The sequence below is a fragment of the Kitasatospora sp. MY 5-36 genome (genome assembly GCF_001182915.1).
Lineage (GTDB): Bacteria > Actinomycetota > Actinomycetes > Streptomycetales > Streptomycetaceae > Kitasatospora.
The window spans coordinates 1-2,151 of record NZ_LFVW01001059.1; the positions used below are offsets into that span (position 1 = coordinate 1).

A 2,151-nucleotide genomic window follows, 5' to 3' on the forward strand; every position below is an offset into this window, starting at 1 on the left:
CGCCATGCCGGTCGCGGCGAGCAGGGAGGCGGGCCTCGACGGCGTTCGCGACGACCAGCGGGCGGCGTCCGGTGGGGCCGGCCTCCGGCAGGGTGCCGGCCGGGGCGGTGTTGTGCAGCCAGCGGGTGCCGCCCGAGGGGCCCGCGGCGGGCAGTGCGGCGGCGGTCGCGCGGATGCACTCCGCGGGGACCTCGTTGCTGGTCAGGACCACGTCGACGGGGAGCAGCCGGAGGCGGGCGAGCGCGGCGGTGACCTCCTCCGGGGTCAGGTGGGCGTTGGCGCCGGGGAGGACGACGATGCTGTTCTCGCCGGCCGGGTCGACCATGACGATCGCCTGACCGGTGGGCGCGTCCGGGTGGGTGAGCACGGCGCCCGTCTCGACCTGCGCGCCCCGCAGGTCGGCACGCGCCGCCTCGCCCTCGGCGTCCCGTCCGACCTTGGCGACCAGGTGCGTCGCCGCCCCCATCCGGGCCGCCGCCACCGCCTGGTTGGCCCCCTTGCCGCCGAAGCCCCGGGTGGCGGCGGTGGCGAGGACGGTCTCGCCGGGGGAGGGCAGCACGGGGCAGCGGAGGATGCGGTCGGTGTTGACCGAGCCGATGACGACGACCCGACCGGCGGGAAGCAGCTTCATCGTTCCTCTGTACGCGGTGGGGCGCGGGCGGCGCAAGGAGGCGGGCGGTGGCGGTCGAGCGCAGGGCGCGTACGGGCCAAGCCCGGGGCGCGCGGCGCACGGGGGCGTGCGAGTGGGGGGCGTGCGGAGCGTGCGAGTGGGGCGTGCGGGGCGGGTCGACCCACCAGGCATCCTGTGCCCTAGCAGTGGCGAAGGGGTGCAATTTTGATGTAGACCGGTCTGCATATTTCCGCGTACGGGCGTCTGACCTGGGCACATGCCGCTGTCACGGGGCAGATCGGGGCGTGCGGGCGGGCGCGCCGGGGAGGCATGGGGAGCGGCGTGGCGCGGGTACCACCACGGGTGGCGCTGGTTCGACCAACGGGGGCGCTGCCCGGTGCGAACGGCATCGGGGGAAGTCGAGGGCAGGGGACGTTGTGATCGTCTGGGTCAATGGCACATTCGGGGCGGGCAAGACGAGCGCCTGCCGCGAGCTGGTGGAACTGCTGCCCGGGAGCGTGCTCTTCGATCCCGAGCTGGTGGGCTTCGGCCTGCGTCGGATGCTCCCGGCCGACCGGCTGGCGACGGTGTCCGACTTCCAGGACCTGGCGGCCTGGCGCCGGCTCGTCCCCGAGACGGCGGCGGCGCTGCTCGGTGAGGTCGGGGGCCCGCTGGTGGTCCCGATGACCCTGCTCAGGGAGGACTACCGGGACGAGATCTTCGGGGACCTGGCCTCGCACGGGATCACGGTGCACCACGTCGTGCTGGACCCTGAAGAAACGATCCTGCGCGATCGCATAGCCCACCGCGACGAGTGCCCGGGCGACCCGGAGGGCAGCGAGCGGGTCCGCGCCTGGTGCCTCGAGCACCTGCCCCGCTACCGCGCCGCCCGCCGCTGGCTGGTCGGGGACGCCCGGATGATCGACACCAGCGGGATCTCCCCCCGGGAGACCGCGCACCGGATCGCCGAGCTGGTCCGGGTCGGCGCCGCCCGCTGCCCGATCGTCCAGACCCCGGACCCGACCGGCGACACCGTCGCCTCCGCCGTCCTGTTCTTCGACGAGCAGGACCGCGTGCTGCTGGTGGACCCGGTCTACAAGCCCGACTGGGACTTCCCCGGCGGCGTGGTCGAGCGCGGCGAGGCCCCCACCGACGCCGCCCTGCGCGAGACCGCCGAGGAGCTGGGCCTGCGCCTGGACCCGTCCGCGCTGCGCCTGCTCGCCGTCGACTGGGAGCCGCGCACCGGCCCGCGCCGCGGCGGCCTGCGGCTGATGTACGACGGCGGGCTGCTGGACGAGGAGGGCCGGCAGCACCTGCTGCTCCAGCAGGAGGAGCTGCGCGGTTGTCGTTTCGTCACCCTGGACGAGGCCGGGGAGCTGCTGCCCCCGGGACGCTACCGGCGGCTGGCGGCCGCGCTGGACGCGCGGCGGAGCGGCGAGCTGCGGTACCTGGAGGCGGGGAGCCGGGTGGCCGTGGGGCTGGCGAGCACGGCGGACGCGGCGTAGCGGCCGGTCGGCGCGGGGCCGGGGGCTGGTGGAGGG

2 protein-coding genes are annotated in these 2,151 nt (G+C 75.7%); one reads left to right on the forward strand and one right to left on the reverse strand.

Features of this window, described 5'->3' with window-relative positions; translation table 11 throughout:
- The coding region (locus tag AE652_RS40055; RefSeq protein WP_234348715.1) for a PfkB family carbohydrate kinase at positions 1–631 on the reverse strand (631 nt) is incomplete at its 3' end.
- Positions 632–1,047: 416 nt separating this feature from the next.
- On the opposite strand from AE652_RS40055, the gene AE652_RS40060 reads away from it, so the two are divergent.
- Positions 1,048–2,115, forward strand: a complete 1,068-nt coding sequence (locus AE652_RS40060) for an NUDIX hydrolase (protein WP_049660630.1) — start codon at positions 1,048–1,050, stop codon at positions 2,113–2,115.
- The last annotated feature ends 36 nt before the right edge of the window (positions 2,116–2,151 follow it).